The organism is Streptomyces sp. NPDC102514 (assembly GCF_055584525.1).
This window is the reverse complement of sequence record NZ_JBVJLW010000001.1, coordinates 566,067-586,802: the sequence shown is the minus strand read 5'-3', so window position 1 is coordinate 586,802 and position 20,736 is coordinate 566,067. Positions and strand designations below refer to the sequence as shown.

Below are 20,736 nucleotides of genomic sequence, written 5' to 3'. Positions count from 1 at the left end.
CCTGGGGGCGGACGGCGGCCCAGTACATGACGTTCCGTCATGCCATGGCCTCGGGGGGTGAGCGGGAGGCCAATGCTAGGTATGTGCCCCCTGCTTGTCACCTTGAGATCTGCGACGCAATCAAATTGAGACTTGTACAGGCATATTCCTCCTGCATGCCATCATGCAGATTGCCCCTATATCTCACCTTTGGCCGCTGTCTTGGTCCCGGTCGACCTGTCCTCGCTCCTCGGATGCCGGTCCGCGCGGCGTGGGAGGAGCAGCGGGGTGACCAGGAGGACGACTCCGGCGACCGCGATGGCGGCGCGGGGGCCGATGAGGGCCGCCAGCAGACCCCAGGCGGCGGTCATGGCCGCGATGGCGGCGCTGCTGCTGACCGACCAGGCGGTCAGCGTGCGGGCGACCCGGCCGGGGTCGGTGTGGTCGAGGCGGTAGGTGGCGAGCACCGGGTTGAACACACCGCAGCAGGTCACCAGGCCGAGTTGCACAAGGATGATGAGGATCATCCCGGGGACACCGGGCTGGACGAACGCCAGGCCGAGAGGCCAGCACGCCCGCAGTGCCCCGGCGGTGCGGAGCACCTTGTGCTGACCGAACCGCGCCACGAGCCGGTGTGCGAGGCGGGCGCCGACCAGTCCGCCGACGCAGGGCGCCGCGAACACCAGGCCGTACTGCCAGGGTGCGAACCCGAGGTCGTCCAGCAGGAGTACGGCGAGCAGCGGCTCGGAGGCCATGATCAGACCGTTGACCACGATCGCGTTGAGGAGCAGCGGGCGCAGCACGGGGTGGGCGAGGATGTGACGCCAGCCTTCGAGCAGATCGCGGGCCTTCAGCCGGGGCGCACCGGTTCGTTCGGGAACGGGTTCGCCGCCGCCGATGGCACGGATGCCCAGTGCCGAGAGCAGATAGCTGACCGCGTTGGCCACCAGGGTCGTCACCGGGCCGAACACCCCGATCGCGTACCCGCCGAGGGGTGGTCCGACCATGGTCGAGGTCCAGGTCGTGGACTCGAACCGGCTGTTCGCGACCAGCAGGTCCGCCGGTGGCAGGAGCCCCTTCAGATACGCGCCGCTCGCCGCCCTGAACGCGATGTCGGCCGTCGCGACCACGACGGAGACGAGGAGGAGCTGGGTGAAGCCGAGCCGGCCGAGCGCGAACGCGGCGGGGACGCTCATCAGCGCCGCGAAGCGGATCAGGTCCATCGCGATCATGACCGGCCGTTTACGACGGAACTCCACCCACGGTCCGAGCGGCACCGCCAGCACGGCCCCCACGGCGCGTCCCACGGCGGCCAGCGCCGCCACCTGGGCCGGCCCGGAGTGCAGCACCAGGATCGCGATCAGGGGAAAGGCACCGAACCCGATCCAGGTGCCGTACGAGCTGACGGCGAAGGCCGCCCACAACCAGGTGAAACGCCGTCCCAGCGTCCGTCCGCCCGCCATCCCCGATGCACCCCTCGCCGATCCGAACGACCACACACTGACCGTCGGCATCAAAGCGAGTAGCAGATCACGAGATCAAACAACCGCATCACGGGGGCCGCACAACCGTTGGTTGTGCGGGTCGGCGGACGAGCGTGACCGTCGCCGTGCCGCCGTCGCTGTGCCGCTAAGGTCGTCGGCGTGGATCTCGATGCCGTGCGTACCTTCGTGGCCGCCGCGGACATGGGGCGGTTCCAGGACGCCGCCGACGAGTTGGCCATCACCCAGCAGGCCGTCTCCAAACGTGTCGCCTCGCTGGAAAGGGCCCTCGGGGTGCGGTTGTTCGCCCGTACCGCGCGCGGAGCGAAGCTCACCGTCGACGGACAGGCGTTCCTGCCCCACGCCCGCGATCTCCTGCGGGCCGAGGAGCGGGCGATCGACTCCGTCCGGCCCGGCCGCCGTGCGCTGCGCGTCGATGTGATCGGTCGCCGGCTGGCACCCGCCGACCTGGTACGCGACTTCCATCGTGCGCACCCAGGGATCGAGCTCGATGTCGTGACCCTCTTCGACGCCGACGCGGCGGTCGACGCGATCGGATCCGGCACGGTCGACGCGTCCTTCCGCGCCGTCACCAGAAGTCAGCTTCCGGCCGGCATCGGGGCCGCCCGGGCCTTCGACGAGCCCATTCAGCTCCTCGTGGGGCCGGACCATCCACTCGCCGACGCCACCGCGGTCACCCCTGCCGAGCTCGTGGGCCACCGGATCTGGATGCCCGGCATCGTTCCCGGCACCGAGTGGGCCGCCTACTACGGCGATCTCGCCGCCGCGTTCGGCCTCACCATCGAGGTCACCGGCCCCGACTTCGGTGTGAAGCCCCTGCTGGACACGCTCGCCGACTCCTCGTCACTGGCCACCTTCGTCGGCGAGCTGACCGGTTTCGGCTGGCCCGCCGACCAGGGGCTGCGGCGCATCGCGGTGCAGGATCCGGCCCCGGTCTATCCGCACTCCCTGCTGTGGCATCGCGACAACGCCCACCCGGCGCTCGCCGCACTCCGCGACCACCACTGCTCCGGGTCGGGTGGACACTCCGGCGTGGGGACCTGGACACCGGCGTGGGCGTAGGGGTCCGGCCCATCGGGGCCGTCACCGCGTGTCGCCGGGCGGCTGCTATTACTGGTGCATGCCGGAAGAGACTGCGCAGTCCGCGATCGACACGTTCATCTCCGCGTTCAACGCCTCGAGCGACACCTATGTGATCGACCTGCTGTCCCAGGCCCTGACCTCGGACGTGGTCCTCTGGGGGCCGTTGGGGCGCAGCGAGGGCATCGAGGCGGTCGAGCGGTTCGTGCTGGACATCCGGCGCCACCCGGCGGGAACCGGCACGATGACCCGCTGCTCGGAGGTCGACATGCCGGACGAATGGGCCCGCTACGAGTGGGCGTTCGCCACCCCGGCCGACGGCCCGCGCCTGACCGGGACCGACATCGTCCATCTGCGGCGGTCGCTGATCGACCAGATCATCGTCTTCGCGGGCGAGCCCAAGCCGTCCTCCTGAACCGTCGGGGAGACCGGACCGTCCTCCGTCCCCCTGAACCGTCGGGGAAACCGGACCGTCCTCCGTCCTCTGAGCCGTCGGGGAGACCTGACCGCCGGGGCCCGCTGGACCGCGGGCGAGACCCGACCGCCCACCGTTCCCGCGAACCGTGGGCAGGACCCGACCGGTCCCCAGAACCCAAGGGCGGGGCCCGACCGTCCCCAGAACCCCCAGGGGCGGGGCTCGGCCGTCCCCCTGAAGCATGGGCGGAGCCGGACAGCCCCCTTGAACCGGGCATGAAAGCGGCCCCGGAACTCCCTCAGGAGTTCCGGGGCCGCTTCCTGCCGGGCGGGCGTCAGGCCTGCATCGCGGCCTGTTCCGGCTCGTCGAGACGGTCGGCCGGAGCCTTGTCGGCCTCGACCGGGCGGGCGGCCGGGATGACGGCCGCGATGACGGCGGCCACCAGGGCGACGGCGCCACCGATGATCAGGGCGGTACGGAAGCCGTCCTCCGAGGTGACGGTGAAGCCGCCCATGTCGACGGTCAGCTGGGAGAGGACCACGCCGACGACGGCGGCGCCCACGGAGGTGCCGAGCGAGCGCATGAGGGTGTTGAAGCCGTTCGCGGCGGCGGTCTCGGAGAGCGGGACCGAGCTCATGATCAGGGCGGGCATCGCCCCGTAGGCGAGGCCCACGCCACTGCTGGTGATCATGAGGACGAGCATCAGGCCCCAGGCGGAGCCCATCAGCGCGAGGGACACGCCGTACCCGACGGCGATGACGAGGATGCCGGAGATCAGCGTGAACTTCGGGCCGCGTGCGTCGGTCAGCTTTCCGCCGAGCGGGGAGACAACCATCATCATGATGCCGCCGGGGGCCATCCACAGGCCCGCCGCGAGCATCGACTGATCCAGGCCGTAGCCGGTCGCCTCGGGGAACTGCAGCAGCTGGGGAACGATCAGCATGCCGGAGTACATGCCGAAGCCGACGAAGAGCGAGGCGAGGTTGGTGAGCAGGACCCGGGGGCGGGCCGTGGTGCGCAGGTCGACCAGGGGATCCCGGGTGCGGGTCTCCCACACGCCCCAGGCGAGCAGCACCAGGACGGCGGCGGCGAAGAGGCCGAGCGTCGTCGCCGAACCCCAGCCCCACTCGGCGCCCTTGGAGACCGCGAGCAGCAGACAGACCAGACCGATGCCGAGGCCTATCGCACCGGGTGCGTCGAAGCGCTGACCCTTGGCCCCGGCGGGGACGTCGGGGATCAGGAACCAGATCAGGACGGCGATCGCCACGGCCAGGACGGCGGAGCCCCAGAAGAGCACGCGCCAGCTCGCGTACTGGGCGACCGCGGCGGCGATCGGCAGGCCGAGACCGCCGCCGATGCCCATGGACGCGCTGACGAGCGCGATGGAGGAGCTGAGCTTCTCGGCCGGGACCACGTCACGCAGGAGCGCGATGCCGAGCGGCACCATGCCCATGCCCATGCCCTGCAGGCCGCGGCCGACGATCATCGGGACGACGGACGAGGAGAGCGCGCACACCACCGAGCCCACGATGAGGGGCACGGAGCAGGCGAGGAGCATCCGCCGCTTGCCCAGCAGGTCGCCCAGACGTCCGGTGACGGGCACACAGACTGCCGCCACCAGCAGGGTGACCGTGATCACCCACGCCGTGTTCGAGGGCGAGCTGTGCAGGATCTGCGGCAGGTCCGCGATGAGCGGCGTGACCAGGGTCTGCATGATCGCCGCCGTGGTGCCGGCGAAGGCCAGCGTGGCGATCACGCCATTGGTATGGCGGGACGTCGGTGGGGTTCCCATCAAGGGACTCCTTGCATCTCTTTCGGGGCATCTCTTTTGGCTACCGGAGATGCAGTCTACATACCTTATGCATCATGCATGACATGTGCGCATTGCATAGCCTGTGCAAAGATGGGGGCGGGGTCGGCGCAGAAATTTGCCGCGTCGGCCCTGTTCAGGACAGTGGGAGGCAGTGGCACATGGGCAGGCCGACGTACGAGGTCGAGTACGAGCAGATGCTGCTCGGCAGGCACGCGCTCGCGGCGCACGGCGGGCGCAGCAAGGAGAGCGTGCTGGAGCGGAGCTCCTATATTCTGCTCAGCCGTATCCGCGTACAGGGGCCCATGTCGATCGGTGAGCTGAGCGACGCGTTCGGGCTCGACGCCTCCACCCTCAACCGGCAGACCGCCTCGGCCATGCGTGCCGGACTCGCGGAGCGCATTCCCGATCCCGACGGCGGACTGGCCCGCAAGTTCCGCATCACCGACAAGGGGGCGCGGATACTCGACGAGGAGCGTGAGCGGACCGTCGGCTCCCTGGACCGGGTCATGGCCGACTGGTCCGACGAGGACATCGCGGAGTTCGCCGGCTATCTGCGGCGGTTCAACACCGGCATCGAACGGCTCGGCGGACGGCCCTGGCCGCGCCCCTGACGTTCGTGGGCGCCGGTCGAAGACTCGTCGATGGCGTCGGCATGGGCATCGGCGTCGGCATCGGCGTCGGCGTCGACATCGACATCGGTCGGAAGTTCGTCGACGGCGGTCGCACACTCCTCGGCGGCGGCCTGGACGCTCGTCGATGGCGGTCGAACACTCGTCGGCGGCGGCCGGACGCTCATCCAAGGCAGCCGGCACACCGGAATCTCCGGCCGATCGCTCCCGCCCCTCCCCTCAACTCCCGTCACAGGCACGGCAGTAGGGACGGTGACGGGTTCATGGTGCCCGCGGAGGGGTACTCATGAGCCCTATGAGGGAGACCGGAAGATACCAGGCGCGGGGGCCCTGCGACCCAGCAAGCGCCCTGACGACCGAAAGCCCTTGCCCTTAAGCCGCCGATCGACCCCCGCCTGCCCTCACCTGCCCCTTCCCGCACTTCCCTCACCGGTTGCCGGGCCCGTCGTCCGAGGCCGGCGCCACTGACACGCGCAAACGAGCCAGATCGACCAAAAGGCCTCGCTTGACGGTCTCGCCGAATAGCGTGCGAGAAATCGAACACCTCTCCCCACCTCCCTGCGGTCCGCGCACGTCACGGACCCCTGCCGCGCTAGGAGAACCGGGATGTCCGACGACCCCTCGGATGCGTACGCCCCGCAGCCCCACCGGGCCAGGCACCCCACCGTCCCGCCCGCCTGGGCCACCACCGAAGAGCACTTACCCGAGCGCGTCACGCGCCCCTCAGCACCTGGGCACCACCGTGACCTGCGCATTCTGCGCCGGGCCTATCGCAGACAGCGCCGGGTCGCCACCTTCGTCGTCCTCGCCTACTTCACCGCCTTCCTGATCCTCTCCGTCCGCGCCCCGGCCTTCATGACGAAGCCGGTCTCCGGGGGTCTGTCCACCGGCATGGTGCTCGGCCTGGTGCAACTCCCCGTCACCTGGCTGGCGATCGTGCTCTTCGAGTACACGGCGAGCCGGTACGTCGATCCGCTCGCACGCCGGATGCGGCAGCGCACGGCTCTGCTCGCCGAGCAGGAGCCCGGACAATGACGGAGTTCAGCGGCACCGCACAGACCTGGTCCCTGGTCGCCTTCTGCACCGTCGTCACCGTGACCCTGCTGCTCTGCGTCATCGCGGGCCCGGACCGGGACGATCTCGACGAGTTCTACACCGGCTACCGCTCGCTGTCCCCGATGCGCAACGGCCTGGCCATCGCGGGCGACTACATCTCCGCGGCCACCGTCCTCACCATCGGCGGAGTCATCGCGCTGTGCGGCTACGACGGTGTCGTCCTCGCCCTCAGCACCCTCCTGTCCCTGCTGCTCCTGATGTTCCTGCTGGCCGAACCCCTGCGGAACACCGGCCGTTTCACCACCGGGGACGCCATCGCCCGGCGGATGCCCGGCCGTGCCGTGCGCATCACCACATGTGTCGTGACCATCGCCTCGCTGATGCCGATGATGCTGGTCCAGCTCGCCAGCACCGGCCAACTGCTCGCCTTCATCCTCGGTTTCAGCAGCACCACGATGAAGACGGGGTGCGTCATCGGCGTCGGCGGCCTGATGATCACCTACGCGGCCATCGGCGGGATGAAGGGCACCGCCCTCATCCAGATCCTCAAGATGGTCATGCTTCTCGGCTCGGGCTCCGTGGTCGCCTTCCTGATGCTGCGCGCCTTCGCGTGGGACCCGGGAGAGCTGTTCCGCACGGCGGCGGAACACAGCGGGGCGGGCGACGCGTTCCTGCGCGCCGGCCTGCAGTTCGCCGGGGGTCCGCACGCCGATCTGGACATGATCAGCACGCAGTTCGCCATCGTGCTCGGCGGCGCCTGTCTGCCCCACGTCACCATGCGCATGTTCACTGCGGACAGCGCACGGCAGGTACGCCGCTCGATGTCCTGGGCGGTGTCGTCGGTGGCCCTGTTCATGCTGATCATCACCGTCGTCGCGATCGGGGCGACCGCGCTCCTCGGACGGTCCGGGATCACCACGGCCGACCCGCGCGGCAACACGGCCTACCTCGTCGGCTCCCGCGCGGTCTTCGGCACGCACGTCACCCGCGCCGAGACCTTCCTGTTCACCACGGTCACGGCGGCTATCTTCCTCACCCTGCTCGCCTCGGTCGCCAGCATGATCCTGGCCTGCGCCAACTCCCTGGCCCACGACGTCTACGCCAGCCGCGCCACCCCTCATTCACCGGTACGGGAGATGACCGTGGCCCGGGTCTCCGCGCTCGCCGTCGGAATCCCGACGATCGTGCTGGCCGGCCTCATCCAGCACCGCAGCCTCCAGCCCCTGGCGACGCTCTCCTTCTGCCTGGCCGCCTCGGCCATCGCCCCCGCGCTGATCTACAGCCTCTTCTGGCGCCGGTACACGCGCACCGGTCTGCTGAGCACGATGATCGGCGGCTCGCTCACGGTCCTCGTCCTGATGCCGGGCACCCGGCTCGTGTCCGGGACACCGATGGCGGCCTTTCCCCAGGCCGACTTCAACTGGTTCCCGTTCACCACGACCGGTCTGGTCTCCATTCCTCTGGGCTTCGCGTTCGGCTGGCTCGGCACGATGTTCTCGGGACGGCGTGAGACCCAGCGGCGGAAGAAGGACTACGAGCGGATCGAGGCCAGAATCCTGGCGGGGCCGGAGCCCAGGCCGAGATGAGGATGCCCGGGCCGGGATGACCACGCCCTGGCTGAGATGACCACGCCCGGGCCGAGATGACCACGCCCGGGCCGAGACGACTTCGCCCGGACCGGGTGCGTACAGCATCTTTCTTGATGTTAGGTTTGGCTTACCTTACTGAACGGAACACCCAGTTCCGTACCTCTGCGCTGCCCGCGAGCGGGCCGACAAGGACGACCTCAAGTGCGCTTCGCCCCGTCGCCGTTCACCCGCGGCACGCACCCCCGGATACGCGTCGCGTGACCGTCTCCCTCTCCCCGCCCGACCTCGCGGACGCCGAACGCGTCCGCCGACGTCACGGCAGACCCGCACTGAGCGCGGGCCTGCTCGCCGCGGCCCTGGCACTGACCGCCATGAGCGTGCTCAGCCTCGCCGTGGGCTCGGGCGATGTGGCACTGCACGACGTGGTGGCCGGGGTGTTCAGTCCCGACCGCTCCGTCCACGGACAGATGATCATCCAGGAGGTCCGCCTCCCCCGCACCCTCGCCGGTCTGCTCGCCGGATCGGCGCTCGGTGTCGCCGGAGCCCTGATGCAGGGCGTCGCACGCAACCCCCTGGCGGATCCCGGCCTGTTGGGCGTCAACGCGGGCGCCTCCGTCACCGTCGTCTTCGCCATCAGCGTCCTGTCGCTCACCGAGCCCGCGCAGTACATCTGGTTCGGCTTCCTCGGGGCCTGCGTGGCCGCCGTACTCGTCTACGGCATCGGCAGCCTGGGCCGCGAGGGTGCGACGCCCGTGAAACTGGCCCTCGCCGGAGCGGCCACCACCGCCGTGCTCGGCTCGCTGACCAGCGCCATGCTGCTCGGGGACAGCCGGACGTTCGACCAGTTCCGGTTCTGGCAGGTGGGCGCGCTCAACGGCCGTGACATCGATGTCCTGTGGCAGGCGCTGCCCTTCATCGCCGTCGGCGGAGTGCTGGCCCTGCTGCTGGGCCCCTCCCTCAACGCCCTCGCCCTCGGCGACGACATCGCGCGCGGCCTGGGCCAGCGCATCGTCGCGGTACGGCTGGCGAGCGCCGTGAGTGTCGTCCTTCTCTGCGGAGCGGCAACGGCGATCGCGGGGCCGATCGGCTTCCTGGGCCTGGCCGTTCCGCACGCGGCACGCCTGATCACCGGCCCCGACTACAAGTGGATCCTCCCCTACAGCGCGCTGCTCGCGCCGACCCTGCTGCTCTTCGCGGACGTCGTGGGGCGCCTGATCGCGCGGCCCGGCGAGGTACAGGTCGGTGTGATCACCGCCGCGCTGGGCGCCATCCCCTTCGTCCTGCTCGTCCGCCGTCGGAACGTGGTCGAACTGTGAACCGTAGGACCACGTCCGCGGGCGGTACGGCCACCGCGCACCCGGAGCCGACCGCTGCGACCGGCGCGACCGGCCGTCCCTCCCCCGCCGCCGCGCACGACGCCGTCGCCAGGCTGGCCCGCGTCCGACGCCGTGGGCAGGCCCGCGGTGCTCTCGTCAGTGGGGTCCTGCTCGCCGTCGTACTCGCGGCGTTCGCCCTGTCCCTCACCACCGGCGACTTCGTCGTCCCGCTCGCCGACGTCCTCGCCACCCTGGCCGGGGGCGGCGACACGGGAACCCAGTTCGTCGTCCTCGAACTGCGCCTGCCGCGCGCCCTGCTGGCCCTCCTGGTCGGCGGCTGCTTCGGCCTCTCCGGAGCGGTGTTCCAAGGCCTGCTGCGCAACCCGCTGGCCAGCCCCGATGTCATCGGCGTCAGCGCGGGGGCCAGCGCCGCCGCCGTCCTCGCGAGCATGGTCCTCGGCCTGAGCGGGATCGCCCTGTCGGCGGTAGCCCTGACGGGCGCGCTGCTGACCGGGGCCGCCGTGTATCTGCTGGCCTGGCGCAAGGGGATCAGCGGCTACCGGCTGGTCCTCGTCGGCATCGGCATCGGTACGGGCCTGTCGAGCGTCGTCTCGTACGTCATGACGCGGTCGGACGTCACCGAGGCGCAGAACGCGTTCCTCTGGCTGACCGGCAGTCTCAACGGCCGTTCCTGGACCCACTTCTGGCCTCTGTTCGGCGGGGCGGTCGTGCTGCTGCCCCTGGCCCTGATCGCCTCGCGTGCCCTGCCGACCCTGCAGTTGGGCGACGAGGCCGCCGGCGGTCTGGGCGCCCGTGTGGAACGCAGCCGACTCGCCATGCTGGCCTGCGCGACCGCCCTCGCGGGCCTGGCGACGGCCGCCGCCGGGCCCGTCGGCTTCGTCGCCTTCGTCTCCCCGCCCATCGCCCGGCGCCTGCTTCCCGGGCGCGGCGCGGCCCTGGTGCCCTCGGCCCTGGTCGGCGCCACGCTGGTGCTCCTCGCCGACTACGCGGCCCAGCACCTCATCCCCGGTTCGCAGTTGCCGGTGGGGATCGTGACCAGCCTCGTCGGCGCGCCGTACCTGCTGTGGCTGCTCGCGCGCGCCAACCGCGTGGGCAAGGGCGGCTGACCGTGACACGACCCTCAGACGAAGGTTCCGGCGAGGTCCGTGAACCGCTCCGCACCCTCAAGGAGACGACGGTGACCTCCCCGCACGCCCCGCACGCCCTGCACACCCCGCCTGACCCGCCCTCCCCGCCTACCCCGCACACCCTTCAGGCCCGGGACCTCACGCTCGGATACGGAGAGCGCGAGATCATCTCGAAGCTCGACGTCGATCTGCCACCCGGCCGCATCACCTGCATCGTGGGCCCCAACGCCTGCGGCAAGTCCACGCTGTTGCGCTCGATGGCACGGCTGCTCGTGCCGTCGGCGGGAGCCGTCCTCCTCGACGGCCGCAACATCCAGGAGCTGCCCACCCGGCAGGTGGCCGCGACGCTGGGCGTGCTCCCGCAGTCGCCGGTGGCGCCGGAGGCCATCACCGTCGCCGATCTGGTCGGTCGCGGCCGGTATCCGCACCAGGGCTGGTTCCGGCGCTGGACGGCGTCCGACACCGAGGCCGTCGCCGCGGCCATGCTCGCCACCGACGTCCTCGACCTCGCCGACCGGCCGCTGGACGAACTCTCCGGCGGGCAGCGCCAGCGCGTCTGGATCGCCATGGCCCTGGCCCAGGAGACCGACATCCTGCTGCTGGACGAGCCCACCACCTACCTCGACATCAGCCACCAGCTGGACGTCCTGGACCTGCTGACCGACCTCAACCGGCAGCGCGGTGTCACCCTCGCCGTCGTCCTGCACGATCTCAACCTCGCGTGCCGGTACGCCGACCACCTCATCGCGATGAAGGACGGCCGGGTCGTCGCCGAGGGCACTCCGACCGCGATCGTCACCGAGGAGCTGGTGCACGAGGTGTTCGGGCTGCGCAGCGCGGTCGTCCCCGACCCGGCGTCGGCCACTCCGCTGATCGTGCCGATGGGGCGGCATCACATCACGGCGTCCCCGGCCGACGACACCCCGCTCGCCTCGTCCAAGTCCAAGTCCAAGTCCCAGTCCCCGACCGTCTCCTGAATCTCTGCCCCCTGGTCCCGTTCCTCGCCGCCCCCTTCTCCCCTCAGCTTTTCGCCCCTGTCACCTCTCACCTCTCACCTCTGTCGAGTACTTCGATGAACCTCCCGGAAAGAGCAGCCACCATGTCCTCTCGCCCCGCCGACTCCGGCTCCCGACGCCGCCCGGGCCGTCTGCGCCTGCTGACCGGCGCCCTCGCGCTCACCCTGATGGGAGCGCTGGCCGCCTGCGGTTCGTCCGACGAGTCCGGCAGCCAGGACAGCGCCGCCCAGCCGTCCGACGGCGCGTTCCCGGCGAAGGTCGCCACCAAGTTCGGCACGGTCACCGTGGACGAGGCACCCAAGCGTGTGGTGGCGCTCGGCTGGGGAGACGCCGAGGCCGCGCTCTCGCTCGGCGTGCAGCCGGTCGGGGCCAGCGACTGGCTCGCCTTCGGCGGCGACGGTCTCGGCCCCTGGGCCAAGGGCCTCTACGACAAGAGCCCGCAGAAGATCGGCACGCTGGAGCCCGAGTACGAGAAGATCGCGGCCCTGAAGCCCGACCTGATCCTGGACACCAAGTCCAGCGGCGACCAGACGCGTTACGACACCCTGAGCAAGATCGCGCCGACCGTCGGAGTGCCGAAGGGCGGCGACCAGTACAAGATCTCCTGGGCGAAGCAGACCACCATGGTCGCCCAGGCCCTCGGTCTCTCCGACGACGGCAAGAAGCTGATCGCCGAGACCGAGAAGAAGTTCTCCGACGCCGCGAAGGCGCACCCGGAGTTCAAGGACAAGACCATCACGCTCGGGTCGCGGACCGCGTCCGCCTGGGGCGCGTACGTCCGTGGCACGGGCCGGGTCGACTTCGTCGAGCGGCTCGGGTTCAAGAACAGCCCCGCCATCGAGGCCAAGGCCGGTTCCGCGTTCTCCGTGCCCGTCTCGGAGGAGAACCTCGGCCTCCTCGACGCCGACCTGACCGTGATGGCTCCCATCGGCGTCACCGCGAAGAAGATCAGCTCCGATCCCCTCTTCAAGGCCGTACCGTCCGTGAAGAAGGGCCACTCCGTCGTCTTCGACGACCAGAACATCAGCTCGGCGTTCGCGATGGACTCCGTACTGTCGGTCGACTACGCGCTGGAGCACGTGGTGCCGCTGTTCGCGGCGGCGCTCAAGTAGCTCTCACGGTCCTCAGAGGCCTCAGGGGGCTCAGGGGCCTCACGCGGTGCTCGCCCACACCCGGTCCGCGTAGTCGAGGAAATTGCGTCCGAGGATCTTCTCGATGCGTTCGGAGCGGTATCCGCGCTGTTCCAGGAGGTGGATCAGTTCCCTGAACTGGTCCACCCCGCGCAGATCGAGGACGAAGGGGAACGTGTCGGCGCGCTCGCCCGCCGCTCCGACTCCGGCCGCCCGGCGCAGCGCCACATGCTCGGCGAGATCCGCGCGGTAGGCGTCGAGGTCGTCGATCGAGGTGACGGGCCCGTCGGTGCCGATGCCGACGTGGTCCTCACCGCACACGTTCACGGCGTGGTCGATGTGCTCGACGACGTCCGCGGCCGTGGCATGACCGGACAGGCTGAGGAACGGCATGAAGTAGATGCCCACGAACCCCCCGCGCGACGCGACCAGCCGCAGCTCCTCGTCCGTCTTGTTGCGGGGCAGATCGGCCAGCGCCCGGCAGCCGGTGTGGTTGATCGACACCGGTGCACGGGAGAGGGCCGCGGCCTCCAGACAGGTGCGCTCGCCGCTGTGCGAGAGGTCGACCATCAGGTCGTGTTCGTTGAGCGCCTCGACCACGCGGCGGCCGAAGTCGCTCAGGCCGCGGTTCGCCGGTGCCATGGAACCGTCGCCGAGGTGATTGGCCTGGTTGTAGGTGAGTTGCACGACACGCACACCCAACTCGGCGAACGTGGCGATGCGGCCGATGTCCTCGCCGACCGCGACGGCGTTCTGGAAGCCGTAGACGACACCGATCCGGCCCTCCTCCCGTGCCCGGTGGAGGTCGGCGACCGTGCGCACCTTCAGCAGGTCCGCCGCGTGCTCCCGCACGATCCCGTCCCACACGTCGATCTCGTGCAGCGTGTGCTCGTACGGGGGCAGATCGCCCATGGTGTAGCCGAGGGTGATGTTGACGGCGGTGAGCCCCGAGGCGCGGGCGTCCGCCAGGGTGCGGGCGTCGACGGTGAGTTGCTCGCTGGTCTGGTTGAGCTGTGCGGCGGCCTCGGCCGACCGGGGCGCGTTCGGGTTGTCGAGCTGCCCGAGCGCGTTGATGATCATGGGAGTGGAGTTCATCGGGCTTCCTTGTACGCGCCGCGCTCGAAGCGGTGGCCGCGCTTGACGGTGAGGGTGACGCTGCGCAGGTGGTCGATGTCGAGCAGCGGATTCTCGTCCAGGACGACGAAGTTGGCGAGCTTGCCCGCCTCGACGCTTCCCATGACGTCCTCGGCTCCGGCGCTCCGGGCGCCGATCAGGGTGGTCGAGCGCAGCACCTCCTCGGGCGGGATGCCGCAGCGGTTCACGAGGAACGCCAACTCCTCGAACAGGGCGGGGAAAGGGGCCTCGGGAGCGGTCTCGTAGTCGGTGCCCGTCGAGAGGTCCACACCGGCGCGGTACGCCTGAGCCGTGATGTGCGCGGCGAGTCGGGCGTTGGCCCGCGCGCGTGCGGCGTCCTCGGGCCCCTCCCCCGCCAGCTCGTCGCTCTCCCACATGCCGGCGGTCGCGTCAAGGACGGTTCCGCGGCGGCACATCAGGGCGAAGAGTGCGTCGAGGTGCGGATCGTCCTCGGCGGCGAACCGCTGGTGGTCGAAACGTGGTTTGTCCTTGTACGTCGTCAGCGGCCCGTCGGCGCCCTCGAAGGCGAGCAGCGTGACATGGGAGACGCTGTCGACACCGGCCTCGACGACCTGTCGGGGTGTCGCCGGGAAGACGGCGGCGTGGGCCCAGACGGGGATGCCCTGGCGGTGTGCCTCGGCGGTGATCGCGGCGACCGTGCTGTCGTCGAGGTCGGCGTACACCTTGATGGCGGCGGCGTGCGTGCCGCGCGCCAGGGCCACCGCCACGCGCAGGTCCGTGTCCGGGGTGATGGCCTGCATCCACGGCACGGCGCCCGGGGTCTCTCCCTGGGAGACCTGGTGGGTGCGCGGGTCGTCGAAGAAGCCGGGTCCGGCCATCAGCGCGGCGTAGCGGATGTCCGGGCCGGGGATCTCGCCGACGAGGGCGGCCCGCGCGAGGTCGCCGACCTGCCGCAGGTCGTCCGCCATGTCGCGGATCGCCGTGACACCGCTGTGCACGAGTCGGTCGAGGACCGCTTCGGCGGCGGGCCGGTCGGGCGGTGTCGCGATGTGCTGGTGCGAGTCGATCAGACCCGGCATGACGAAGCGTCCGTCGAGATCGTGTACCTGCGCGTCGGCCGGCAGCGAGGCCGCGATCTCCGCGTCGTCCCCGACCGCGCGGATCGTCGCGCCGTCGATGACGATCGACGTCGAGGGGCGGGGCGCCCGGCCGGTTCCGTCGAACAGCGTGGCACCGCGATACACGGCGACCGTCCCCGCCGGGGGCGGGGCGTGCGGGGTCGGCGCTCCCGAGGCCTCGTTCGTCATCTTCGCCTCTCGCTCATCGTGGTCAGCCGGCTCAGGGGTGGCCTGCTGATTCCGGGGTGGCCCGCCGGTTCTGGGGAGGGTCGGCCGGCCCAGGGTGGTCGGCTGACCCAGGGGTGACCGGCTGGCCCAGGGGGGTCACGCGGGATGTTGTGGTGTACGTGTTGTTGCGCTGTACGTAACACATGTAACGTCTCCTGCAACACATGACACCGTACGCCGCCGTACGCCGACGCCACAAGGAGTGGTCGGACTTGCCCGAAGCACCCCGCACCGCAGTGGACAAGGCCCTGGACCTGGTCGAGGCCGTCGCGCGGGCACCGCACCCGCCGCGCCTGACCGACCTGGCCGAGGAGGTCGGCCTGCACCGCGCGACCGCGTACCGCGTCCTCCTCGATCTCGTACGCCGGGGATGGGTGCTGCGGGCCGGTGACCGCTATCTGCCCGGCACCGCGGTGCTCCAGCTGTCGTCGTCCGCGGCCAGGAACTCACTGACGGCCATCGCCCGCCCCGTGCTCACCGAGCTGTCGGCGCGGACCGGCATGATGGCCAACCTCCAGGTGCTGGAGGACGACCGGTCACGGGTGATCGACGCCGTACGGCCCGACCGGCTCGCGATGATCACGGACCTGATCGGCGAGGGTCTGCCCGTCCACCGGTTCGCGGGCCCCCTCGCCCTGGTCGCCGCGCTCGCCCCCGCCGCCCGCGCCCCCTATCTGCGTCCCGCCGAGGCGGCCGGGCACCCGCTGGAGGGTCCCGACGGGCTGCTGGCCGACATCGAACGCGCGGAACGGACCGGGTTCGCCGTCGAACACGGCCGCAACGAACAGCCCGTCGCCTCGCTCGGCCGCGTCGTCTCACCGACGTCCGGCGCGCCCGTCTGCGCGCTGACGGTCGTCGGCCTGGACGCCGAGTTCACGCCCTCCCGCCTCCCCGGACTGCGCGAGCACCTGCGCGAGGCCACCGACACACTGCAACGGCTCCTGACCGCGCCCGGCGCATCCGCGACCTCCTCCGACCCCGCGAACGGACCGGTATGACTGGTGTCCTCGTTCTCGACCGCGCCCGCACCCGCGCCGCGCTCGACCCGCACCGGGTCATGGACGCGGTGGCACAGGCACTGATCGCCGTCAGCCGGGGCGAGGCCTCCGCACCACCGCGCGTCGCCGCGCGCGCCCCGGGCGGACTGCTCGGCGTCATGCCCGGGTACGTTCCCGGGCTCGGGCTGGCGGCCAAGCTCGTCTCCGTGTTCGCGGACCCGGCGCAGGCCGGACGGAGCAGCCATCGCGGCATCGTCGCCCTCTTCGACCCCGAGGACGGCCGCCCCCTCGCCCTCCTCGACGCCGAATCCCTCACAGAGATACGCACCGCCGCGGCAGCCACCCACAGCGCCCTCGCCCTGGCCGCGCCCCGCCCGAGCCGCATCGCCGTTGTCGGAACCGGAGCCCAGGCGCGGGCACAGCTCTCCCTGCTCGCCCTCCTCGATCCCACAACGCCCGTCGCCGTGGCCGGGCGCGACCCGCGGCGGGTCCGCGACGCCATCGGTCTGCACCCCGCGGCCGAACCCGCCCCGAGCGCCGAAGAGGCTGTCCGGGAGGCCGCTGTGGTGTTCTGCTGCACCGGCGCCGTCCGCCCGGTGATCCGCCGGGACTGGCTCGCACCGGGCGCCCATGTCAGCTCGGTGGGCGGCTCCCACGGCCCCGAGGTGGACGCCGACACCGTCCGGGACGCGGTCCTGTTCGCGGAGTGGCCCGGCGCAGCCGCCGCGCCGCCGGCGGGCGCGCACGAGCTGCAGGACCTGCCCGAGGGCAAGGCCGTCACCCTCCTCGGCTCCGTTCTCGCGGGTATGAACCCCGGTCGCCGGGACGAGACCGGACTGACCCTGTTCAAGTCCACCGGGCACGCCGCTCTGGACGTGGCCGCGGCCCATGTCGCCCACGCTGTCGCCGTGCGCGAGGGGTGGGGCACGACCGTCGACCTGTGAGCGCCCGCTGCCCGCCCGATGCCGATGGGCGTGTCGGTCGCCTGTAGACAGCCGTCGGGAGCTGTCGGTCCGGTGTCGGCGGCTTGTCGGCGCGGACTGAAACCTTGCAGGAGATCCGCCGGGCGCACTTCCGGCAGGCGTACGACAGGCGACAGGCAAGGAATCCTCACCATGACGACTCAGGACACCCGAAGCACTCAGAACGCCGGCACCGTTGACAGCACTGGAAGCGCTGACAGCACTGACAGCACTGACAGCACTCACGTCACGATCATCGGCGCCGGGCTCGGCGGACTCACCCTGGCCCGCGTTCTGCACGTCCACGGCATCCCGGCCACGGTCTACGAGGCCGAGGCATCGCCGACGGCGCGTGCGCAGGGCGGAATGCTCGACATCCACGACTACAACGGCCAGCTGGCTCTGGAGACGGCGGGCCTCACCGACGAGTTCCGCGAGCTCATCCTTGAGGGCCGCGAGGCGATACGGGTCCTCGACGTGGACGGGTCCGTCCTGTTCGACAAGGCCGACGACGGCACGGGCGTCCGCCCCGAGGTGCTGCGCGGCGAGCTGCGGCAGCTGCTGCTCGACTCGCTCCCGGCCGGCACCGTCCGGTGGGGGCACAAGGTCAGCGGTACGCGTGCGCTCGGCGAGGGACGGCACGAGGTGACCTTCGCCGACGGCACCACCGTCGACACGGGCCTGCTGGTCGGCGCGGACGGCGCTTGGTCCCGGGTCAGGCCGCTGCTCACCGCCATCACCCCGGAGTACGCCGGGATGTCGTTCGTCGAGACCTACCTGTTCGACAGCGAGACCCGGCACCCGGCCAGTGCGAAGGCGGTCGGCGGCGGCTCGATGTTCGCGCTCACGCCGGGCAGGGCGATCCTGGCCCACCGGGAGAGCGGCGGCACCCTCCACACCTACGTGATGCTCAGCGAGTCGCGGGAGTGGTTCGCCGACATCGACTTCGGCGACTCCGCCGGGGTCACGGCACGCATCGCGAAGGAGTTCGCCGGCTGGGCACCTGAGCTCACCGCGCTGATCACCGACGGTGAGACCGCGCCGGTCCTGCGTCCCCTCAACGCCCTGCCCGTCGGACACCGGTGGGACAGGGTCCCGGGGGTGACCCTGCTCGGCGACGCCGCCCACCTCTCGGTCCCGAACGGCGAGGGCGCCAACCTCGCCATGTACGACGGCGCCGAACTCGGGAAGGCCCTCGCCGCCCGCCCCGACGACGTCGAAGGCGCCCTCGCCGAGTACGAGCAGGCCATGTTCACCCGTGGCGCCGAAGCCGCCGCCGAGGGCACCGAACTCCATGAGCTGCTCTACGGCGACAAGACACCCCACAGCCTGATCGCCATGTTCACCGGAGACGCCGGAGTCAACGGAGACGCCGGCAACGACCGGACGCCGTGATCCGCGGGCGGTCACGGCGCTGAGGGGCGGCGGGCACTGACAGCGTCGGCAGACCTCGTGCGCCATCCGGGCACTGGTACCGCCGAAGCGGCATAGGTGTCCGCGTTCCGCGGGCATGCGGCAGAGCATGAACCAACCGAACGACGGTCCCGACCGCGCCCATCGGCGCCCCGAGGGAGTCAGTGACGAGACCGTGGAAGCGCTCGGTGCGCTGTCCAAGGCACTGGAGACCACCGAGCGGGCCCGGGGACACCTGTACTCGTTCCACCAACTGACCGGAGGGGCCGACCTGGAGCTGGACCGCGCGGTCGGGCTCCTCCGCGAGGCGGGCCACACCGCGTACGCCGACCGTGTGGAGCGCGAGGTCCTGGGCCGCAATGTGATCCCAGGCCACTGGACGTTCCAGATCGTCGAGGCCTACGACGGCACCTACTACCAGCCGTTCAAGGATCTGGAGCGAAGTGCCCTGCGCGACCTCGCGGACGGACGCGACCACCTCTACGAGGCCGAGATGAAGGAGGACCGCCGTACGACGGGCCACCGCGACCACACCGCCCGCCCGGACAGCCCGGACACCCCGTCCTAGGTCCTGTCGTCAAATTCCCGACGTCCGCCCGGAGGGCGGGCCGGGCGGCGTCTGGTGCGTGCTCTCGGTGTGCCGGGCGGAAGTCCGCGTACTGGACGTACTTGGGCTTTCGCCCGGTGCGGCGAGTGGGGGTCCCCCCGGCCGGAGGCTGGGGGAGCGTGCCAGGCGTCGCCCGGCAGGCGGGAATTTGACGACCGGGCCTAGGGCCTGTGCCGTCTCAGGGAGACGTCCCGACGAAGTCGGTGACTCCCTGGTACTCGCCGGTGGATGCCTCGCCCGTCGTCCCGTATTCGAGGAGCAGCAGGCCGTTCGGCGTCGCTTCGTGGTGGAGCAGTCGCAGGCCGGACGGAATGCCCGGGCCGGTCAGCAGCCGTCGGCCGGTCCTCAGGATCGTGGGGGCGACGACGAGGCGCAGTGTGTCGATCAGGTCCGCCGCGAGCAGGGCTTCGCCCAGGCGGGCGCTGCCATGGATCTGGAGTTCCCGTCCTGGTCGCGCCTTCAGCTCGGCGACCGTCTTGAGCGGGTCGCCGTTGAGCACGGTCGTGGGGTGCCAGGTCCCCTCGGTGAGGGTGTTCGACACGACGTACTTCGGCAGCGAGTTCATCCGCCCGGTGAACGGATCGGCCGGGTCGGTGATCTTCGGCCAGTCGCGGGCGAACGCCTCATAGGTGCGGCGGCCGAGCAGCAGACCGTCGGCGAGGTCGAGCCAGTCGGAGACGCGCTGGACGAACACCTCGTCGATGTGCGGTACGAGCCAGCCGCCGCGCGTGAACCCGTCGCTGGTGTCCTCGTCAGGTGAACCGGGGCCCTGGCTGACCCCGTCGAGCGTGACGAACTCGGTGAGGGTGATCTTCATCGCGGGGCCATGCTCTCGGCGAGCGCGGCCAGTTGACCCGCGACCGTGCCCCAGCCGTCGGCGAACCCGAGCTTGTCGTGCCGGGCGCGGGACTCCGGGTCGCCGTGCCGTACGAGCATCCGGTAGTCCGTGCCGTCCGGGTGCTCGTGCAGTGTGATCGTGGCGGTCATCGTGACCGGGGCGGGGTTCGCCGGACGCCAGGTGCTGTCGACGGCGTTGGTGAACACGATCCGCTGCAGTTCATCGACGGCGAGAAAGCACGCGTCCAGATGCGGGACGAACTCGGTGGCGTCGTCGCTCATCCGTGTCACGAACGCCCCGCCGGGCCGCAGTTCCAGGTGGTCCACCCGACAGCGCATCGGGGCGGGGAGCCACCACTTCTCCAGCCGGGACGGGTCGGCCCAGGCGCTCCACACGGTCGCGCGCGGGGCGCGGATGATCCGCTCCAGACTGAGATCGAGGTCGGGGTTCACTGTCGGTTCTCCTCCGGATCGGTGACGAACTGTTCGAGGCGGTCCGTGCGCTCCTCCCATGTCCGGCGCTGCTCGGCGAGCCAGTCGTCGACGAGGGCGAGCCGGTCGCGGTTGAGCACACAGGTGCGGACCCGGCCGGACTTGACCGTGCGGATGAGCCCGTTCGCTTCGAGCGTGCGCACATGCTTCATGAACGAGGGGAGGGTCATGGGGAACTCGCGGGCGAGTTCCCCGACGCTCGTGGAGCCACGACCGAGACGCCGGACGACCGCGCGCCGGGTCGGGTCGGCGAGCGCGACGAACACGCCGTCCAGCTGCGTCGAATACTGTGCCATGAGGCTAAGTATTGCGA

At 70.9% G+C, this 20,736-nt stretch carries 20 protein-coding genes; 13 read left to right on the top strand and 7 right to left on the bottom strand.

All coding sequences use genetic code 11. The annotated features are described in order from the left end of the window. Nucleotides 1-176: 176 nt before the first annotated feature. Nucleotides 177-1,442 (bottom strand): MFS transporter, encoded by a 1,266-nt coding sequence (locus tag ACZ60E_RS02745; protein ID WP_469437332.1) that lies wholly within the window; start codon nucleotides 1,440-1,442, stop codon nucleotides 177-179. A 180-nt stretch (nucleotides 1,443-1,622) separates the two neighbouring features. Here ACZ60E_RS02745 and ACZ60E_RS02740 point away from each other — a divergent pair, with 180 nt between their 5' ends. Continuing rightward, complete coding sequence (locus ACZ60E_RS02740) at nucleotides 1,623-2,543, top strand: LysR family transcriptional regulator (RefSeq protein ID WP_469437330.1); 921 nt, start codon at nucleotides 1,623-1,625, stop codon at nucleotides 2,541-2,543. Between the two features lie 58 nt (nucleotides 2,544-2,601). Beyond that, nucleotides 2,602-2,976, top strand: coding sequence for a nuclear transport factor 2 family protein (locus ACZ60E_RS02735; protein WP_469437328.1), 375 nt, complete (start codon nucleotides 2,602-2,604; stop codon nucleotides 2,974-2,976). A gap of 334 nt (nucleotides 2,977-3,310) precedes the next feature. On the opposite strand, the gene ACZ60E_RS02730 is transcribed toward ACZ60E_RS02735, so the two are convergent. Further along, the gene (locus tag ACZ60E_RS02730; RefSeq protein ID WP_469437326.1) at nucleotides 3,311-4,768 is read right to left on the bottom strand and encodes an MFS transporter; all 1,458 of its coding nucleotides are present in this window, start codon (nucleotides 4,766-4,768) and stop codon (nucleotides 3,311-3,313) included. A 179-nt stretch (nucleotides 4,769-4,947) separates the two neighbouring features. Between ACZ60E_RS02730 and ACZ60E_RS02725 the strand changes: the two genes are divergently transcribed. From ACZ60E_RS02725 to ACZ60E_RS02695, 7 genes are all read left to right on the top strand, one after another. Further along, entirely contained in the window at nucleotides 4,948-5,400 is a 453-nt protein-coding gene (locus ACZ60E_RS02725) for a MarR family winged helix-turn-helix transcriptional regulator (protein ID WP_210885660.1), read from the top strand. A 624-nt stretch (nucleotides 5,401-6,024) separates the two neighbouring features. After that, nucleotides 6,025-6,453 (top strand): DUF485 domain-containing protein, encoded by a 429-nt coding sequence (locus tag ACZ60E_RS02720; protein ID WP_384797054.1) that lies wholly within the window; start codon nucleotides 6,025-6,027, stop codon nucleotides 6,451-6,453. Further along, nucleotides 6,450-8,060: a sodium/solute symporter gene (locus tag ACZ60E_RS02715; RefSeq protein ID WP_469437324.1), complete on the top strand. Its 1,611-nt coding sequence runs from the start codon at nucleotides 6,450-6,452 to the stop codon at nucleotides 8,058-8,060. Before ACZ60E_RS02720 ends, ACZ60E_RS02715 begins: the two co-directional genes overlap by 4 nt. A gap of 374 nt (nucleotides 8,061-8,434) precedes the next feature. After that, nucleotides 8,435-9,379 (top strand): FecCD family ABC transporter permease, encoded by a 945-nt coding sequence (locus ACZ60E_RS02710; RefSeq protein WP_469438311.1) that lies wholly within the window; start codon nucleotides 8,435-8,437, stop codon nucleotides 9,377-9,379. Further along, nucleotides 9,376-10,506, top strand: coding sequence for a FecCD family ABC transporter permease (locus ACZ60E_RS02705; protein ID WP_469437320.1), 1,131 nt, complete (start codon nucleotides 9,376-9,378; stop codon nucleotides 10,504-10,506). The genes ACZ60E_RS02710 and ACZ60E_RS02705 overlap by 4 nt, the downstream gene beginning before the upstream one ends. A 98-nt stretch (nucleotides 10,507-10,604) precedes the next feature. Then, nucleotides 10,605-11,504, top strand: a complete 900-nt coding sequence (locus ACZ60E_RS02700; RefSeq protein WP_469438309.1) for an ABC transporter ATP-binding protein — start codon at nucleotides 10,605-10,607, stop codon at nucleotides 11,502-11,504. A gap of 122 nt (nucleotides 11,505-11,626) precedes the next feature. After that, a complete protein-coding gene (locus tag ACZ60E_RS02695) occupies nucleotides 11,627-12,655 on the top strand; it encodes an iron-siderophore ABC transporter substrate-binding protein (protein WP_469437318.1) in 1,029 nt (342 codons plus the stop codon). A 39-nt stretch (nucleotides 12,656-12,694) separates the two neighbouring features. On the opposite strand, the gene ACZ60E_RS02690 is transcribed toward ACZ60E_RS02695, so the two are convergent. Together ACZ60E_RS02690 and ACZ60E_RS02685 are read right to left on the bottom strand one after the other, a co-directional pair. After that, entirely contained in the window at nucleotides 12,695-13,768 is a 1,074-nt protein-coding gene (locus ACZ60E_RS02690) for a dipeptidase (RefSeq protein ID WP_469437316.1), read from the bottom strand. Beyond that, a complete protein-coding gene (locus ACZ60E_RS02685; RefSeq protein ID WP_469437314.1) occupies nucleotides 13,765-15,075 on the bottom strand; it encodes an amidohydrolase family protein in 1,311 nt (436 codons plus the stop codon). Before ACZ60E_RS02685 ends, ACZ60E_RS02690 begins: the two co-directional genes overlap by 4 nt. A 203-nt stretch (nucleotides 15,076-15,278) precedes the next feature. On the opposite strand from ACZ60E_RS02685, the gene ACZ60E_RS02680 reads away from it, so the two are divergent. The 4 genes from ACZ60E_RS02680 to ACZ60E_RS02665 all read left to right on the top strand — a co-directional run bounded on the left by ACZ60E_RS02680 (nucleotide 15,279) and on the right by ACZ60E_RS02665 (nucleotide 19,055). Next, nucleotides 15,279-16,112 carry an IclR family transcriptional regulator gene (locus tag ACZ60E_RS02680; RefSeq protein WP_469437312.1) on the top strand — a complete coding sequence of 278 codons (834 nt, stop codon included), beginning with the start codon at nucleotides 15,279-15,281 and terminating at the stop codon, nucleotides 16,110-16,112. Next, entirely contained in the window at nucleotides 16,109-17,056 is a 948-nt protein-coding gene (locus ACZ60E_RS02675) for an ornithine cyclodeaminase family protein (RefSeq protein ID WP_469437310.1), read from the top strand. Before ACZ60E_RS02680 ends, ACZ60E_RS02675 begins: the two co-directional genes overlap by 4 nt. A gap of 171 nt (nucleotides 17,057-17,227) precedes the next feature. Next, on the top strand, nucleotides 17,228-18,469 hold the full coding sequence (locus tag ACZ60E_RS02670) for an FAD-dependent oxidoreductase (RefSeq protein ID WP_469437308.1): 1,242 nt from the start codon (nucleotides 17,228-17,230) through the stop codon (nucleotides 18,467-18,469). A gap of 127 nt (nucleotides 18,470-18,596) precedes the next feature. Then, entirely contained in the window at nucleotides 18,597-19,055 is a 459-nt protein-coding gene (locus ACZ60E_RS02665; RefSeq protein WP_469437306.1) for a hypothetical protein, read from the top strand. Nucleotides 19,056-19,272: 217 nt separating this feature from the next. Here the strand turns inward: ACZ60E_RS02665 and ACZ60E_RS02660 are convergent, their stop codons facing one another. Genes ACZ60E_RS02660 through ACZ60E_RS02650 form a run of 3 tightly spaced genes read right to left on the bottom strand, consistent with a single transcriptional unit; the run spans nucleotide 19,273 to nucleotide 20,719 of the window. Further along, nucleotides 19,273-19,911, bottom strand: coding sequence for a dihydrofolate reductase family protein (locus ACZ60E_RS02660; RefSeq protein WP_469437304.1), 639 nt, complete (start codon nucleotides 19,909-19,911; stop codon nucleotides 19,273-19,275). Then, complete coding sequence (locus ACZ60E_RS02655) at nucleotides 19,908-20,384, bottom strand: SRPBCC domain-containing protein (protein WP_469437302.1); 477 nt, start codon at nucleotides 20,382-20,384, stop codon at nucleotides 19,908-19,910. Before ACZ60E_RS02655 ends, ACZ60E_RS02660 begins: the two co-directional genes overlap by 4 nt. Next, the gene (locus ACZ60E_RS02650) at nucleotides 20,381-20,719 is read right to left on the bottom strand and encodes an ArsR/SmtB family transcription factor (protein WP_385832076.1); all 339 of its coding nucleotides are present in this window, start codon (nucleotides 20,717-20,719) and stop codon (nucleotides 20,381-20,383) included. Before ACZ60E_RS02650 ends, ACZ60E_RS02655 begins: the two co-directional genes overlap by 4 nt. Nucleotides 20,720-20,736: the final 17 nt, after the last annotated feature.

Coding starts and splice junctions, on each gene's coding strand:
- ACZ60E_RS02745 (WP_469437332.1), bottom strand. CDS start 1,442: ATGGCGGGCGGACGGACGCTGGGACGGCGTTTCACCTGGTTGTGGGCG.
- ACZ60E_RS02735 (WP_469437328.1), top strand. CDS start 2,602: ATGCCGGAAGAGACTGCGCAGTCCGCGATCGACACGTTCATCTCCGCG.
- ACZ60E_RS02730 (WP_469437326.1), bottom strand. CDS start 4,768: ATGGGAACCCCACCGACGTCCCGCCATACCAATGGCGTGATCGCCACG.
- ACZ60E_RS02725 (WP_210885660.1), top strand. CDS start 4,948: ATGGGCAGGCCGACGTACGAGGTCGAGTACGAGCAGATGCTGCTCGGC.
- ACZ60E_RS02720 (WP_384797054.1), top strand. CDS start 6,025: ATGTCCGACGACCCCTCGGATGCGTACGCCCCGCAGCCCCACCGGGCC.
- ACZ60E_RS02715 (WP_469437324.1), top strand. CDS start 6,450: ATGACGGAGTTCAGCGGCACCGCACAGACCTGGTCCCTGGTCGCCTTC.
- ACZ60E_RS02710 (WP_469438311.1), top strand. CDS start 8,435: ATGAGCGTGCTCAGCCTCGCCGTGGGCTCGGGCGATGTGGCACTGCAC.
- ACZ60E_RS02695 (WP_469437318.1), top strand. CDS start 11,627: ATGTCCTCTCGCCCCGCCGACTCCGGCTCCCGACGCCGCCCGGGCCGT.
- ACZ60E_RS02690 (WP_469437316.1), bottom strand. CDS start 13,768: ATGAACTCCACTCCCATGATCATCAACGCGCTCGGGCAGCTCGACAAC.
- ACZ60E_RS02685 (WP_469437314.1), bottom strand. CDS start 15,075: ATGACGAACGAGGCCTCGGGAGCGCCGACCCCGCACGCCCCGCCCCCG.
- ACZ60E_RS02680 (WP_469437312.1), top strand. CDS start 15,279: ATGACACCGTACGCCGCCGTACGCCGACGCCACAAGGAGTGGTCGGAC.
- ACZ60E_RS02675 (WP_469437310.1), top strand. CDS start 16,109: ATGACTGGTGTCCTCGTTCTCGACCGCGCCCGCACCCGCGCCGCGCTC.
- ACZ60E_RS02670 (WP_469437308.1), top strand. CDS start 17,228: ATGACGACTCAGGACACCCGAAGCACTCAGAACGCCGGCACCGTTGAC.
- ACZ60E_RS02665 (WP_469437306.1), top strand. CDS start 18,597: ATGAACCAACCGAACGACGGTCCCGACCGCGCCCATCGGCGCCCCGAG.
- ACZ60E_RS02660 (WP_469437304.1), bottom strand. CDS start 19,911: ATGAAGATCACCCTCACCGAGTTCGTCACGCTCGACGGGGTCAGCCAG.
- ACZ60E_RS02650 (WP_385832076.1), bottom strand. CDS start 20,719: ATGGCACAGTATTCGACGCAGCTGGACGGCGTGTTCGTCGCGCTCGCC.